The sequence below is a fragment of the Pseudomonas sp. genome (assembly GCF_035277045.1).
GTDB lineage: Bacteria > Pseudomonadota > Gammaproteobacteria > Pseudomonadales > Pseudomonadaceae > Aquipseudomonas.
Window position 1 is genome coordinate 1 of sequence record NZ_DATELE010000303.1, and the last position, 2,580, is coordinate 2,580.

The 2,580-nt window shown below is 65.3% G+C and carries 2 protein-coding genes; both read left to right on the top strand.

The genetic code is table 11. The annotated features are described in order from the left end of the window. On the top strand, positions 1–967 hold a 967-nt coding region (locus tag VJS90_RS20625), incomplete at its 5' end, for an aldehyde dehydrogenase family protein (protein WP_324123484.1). Positions 968–970: 3 nt separating this feature from the next. Continuing rightward, entirely contained in the window at positions 971–2,257 is a 1,287-nt protein-coding gene (locus VJS90_RS20630) for an FAD-dependent oxidoreductase (RefSeq protein WP_324123485.1), read from the top strand. The last annotated feature ends 323 nt before the right edge of the window (positions 2,258–2,580 follow it).

Sequence of the window (2,580 nt, forward strand, 5' to 3'; positions counted from 1 at the left end):
CAAACTGTGCGGGCTACACGAAGGCGTGTTCTCGCTGCTGTACGGCTCCGGCCGCGAAGTGGGCATCGCCCTGGTCACCGATCCGCGCATCAAGGCCGTGGGTTTCACCGGCTCGCGCAGCGGCGGCATCGCCCTGTGCAACGCAGCCCAGGCGCGTCCCGAGCCAATCCCGGTGTACGCCGAAATGAGCTCGATCAATCCCGTGCTGCTGTTCCCTGCAGCCCTGCAATCGCGCGCCGAAGCGCTGGCGCAAGGCTTCGTCGCCTCCCTCACCCAGGGCGCCGGCCAGTTCTGCACCAACCCGGGTCTGGTGATTGCCCGCCAGGGGCCCGACCTTGAGCGTTTCATCCAGTCGGCTGCGCAACAGCTTCAGCGCAGCCCGGCGCAGACTATGCTCACCCCCGGCATTTTCAACGCCTACGAGGCTGGCGTCGGTGCGCTGGCCGAGCATGCCCACGCGCAAACAGTGGCTGTCGGCCTCAAAGGCGAAACGCCTAACCAGTGCCAGGCCCACCTGTTCGTCACCCGGGCCAGCGAGTTTCTCGCCGACCCGGCGTTGCAGGCGGAAATGTTCGGTGCGGCATCACTGGTCGTGCAATGTGCCAGCGACGAGCAGATTCGCCAGGTCATCGAACACCTCGAAGGCCAGTTGACCGCCACCCTGCACCTGGACGATGGCGACGTGGAGAGCGCCAGGACGTTGCTGCCGATCCTCGAGCGCAAGGCCGGGCGCCTGTTGGTCAATGGCTGGCCGACCGGGGTCGAAGTGTGCGATGCCATGGTCCATGGCGGCCCGTTCCCGGCGACTTCCGATGCGCGCAGCACCTCGGTCGGCACCGCCGCCATCCTGCGTTTCCTGCGCCCGGTCTGCTACCAGGACTTCCCGGACGCCTTGCTGCCGGCCGCGCTCAAGCACGGCAACCCGTTGCAGTTGCGTCGCCTGCTCGACGGCCAGAGGGAAGCCTAGGCCATGTCCAACCAATCCCATTTCAACCCTCCCCACGCAGCGGCGGACGTTGCCGTGATCGGCGCCGGGATCATCGGCGTCGCCAGCGCCCTGCGCCTGGCCCGTCAGGGCCGGCGGGTGGTGGTGATCGATCAGCAGGAACCCGGTCGTGGCGCCTCGTTCGGCAATGCCGGGCACCTCGCCACGGAGCAGGTGTTCCCCATCGCCGACCTGTCGATCCTCAAACGCCTGCCCGCCATGCTCCTGGACCCGATGGGCCCGCTGCGCCTGGACTGGAAATACATGCCCCGGGCCCTGCCCTGGTTCGCACGCTTGTTGCTGAACCTGCGCCCGGCACCGTTCCAGCGCACCGTGGCCGGCATCCGCGCGCTCAATGAAAGCAGCCTGGGTGCCTGGCACCGGTTGCTGGAGACCATCGACCGTCCAGGGTTGATGAAAGAAGACGGTTCGCTGCTGGTGTTCGAGCGTCCCGATTCGCAGCAGGCGATCGAAGCGCTACAGTCGCGCATGCGCCAGCAGCAGGTTCCGGTGGACTTCTGGCAGGCCAGGGCCGTCCGCGATGTGGCGCCGCAACTCAGCGAACAGATTCGCGGTGGTTTGTTTTTCCCGCGCACCGGGCATTTTCTCGATCCCTTCCGGGTGGTCGGTGAACTGGTCCACGCAGCCAAAAGCAGCGGCGTGCAGTTCCTCAAGCAGCGGGTCGAGGGCGGGCAACTGGATGAACACGGCGTGTCGTTGGTCACCGATCAAGGCCGTTTCAGCAGCCGCCAGGTATTGATTGCCTGTGGTGCCCATTCGGCGAAGCTCACCGCCGCGCTGACCGGCAAGAAGGTGCCGCTGGATACCGAACGCGGCTATCACCTGATGCTGCCCCACGAACAGGGGCGCTTGCCGTTTGCCGTCACCTCACTGGAGCGCAAGTTCATCATGACGCCAATGAGCGAGGGTCTGCGACTGGCCGGTACCGTTGAATTCGCAGGCCTGGAATGCCCGCCAACCATGGAACGCGCCTGGCAGTTGCACCGCCTGAGCAAAGGCCTGTTCAAGCAAGATCTGAGTGCCGAAGCAGCGACACCCTGGATGGGTTTCCGCCCCTCCCTGCCCGACTCCCTGCCGATCATCGACCGGGTGTGCGACGGCAAGGTCCTGCTCGCCTTCGGCCATCAGCATCTGGGATTGACCCAGGCCGCGGTCACGGCAGAAATGATTGCACAAATGGCCACCCCGTTGACCGGCACCCAGCCCCACAGCCTGCCGGCGACTGCGCCGTACAGGCTGGATCGTTTCTGACGTTGCCACAGCAGTGAGTCGGTACGCGCCCCTGTAGGAGCGAGCATGCTCCGGGCGGCGTTCCGACGATGGACTCAAGAACGCCGCGTCTAGCCAGTAAGCCCGCGTTATCGTTAACGACCATCGCGAGCGTGCTCGCTCCTACAGTCGACCCTGTTTTCTTGTGTGAACAGCACCAGGCGAACAAAGGAGACACACGTCGCCATAGCCGTGAGCCGCTACACGTCCCCCTGTACGAGCGAGCATGCTCGCGATGGACTCAAGAACGCCGCGTCTGGCCAGTAAGCCCGCGTTATCGTTAACGACCATCGCGAGCGTGCTCG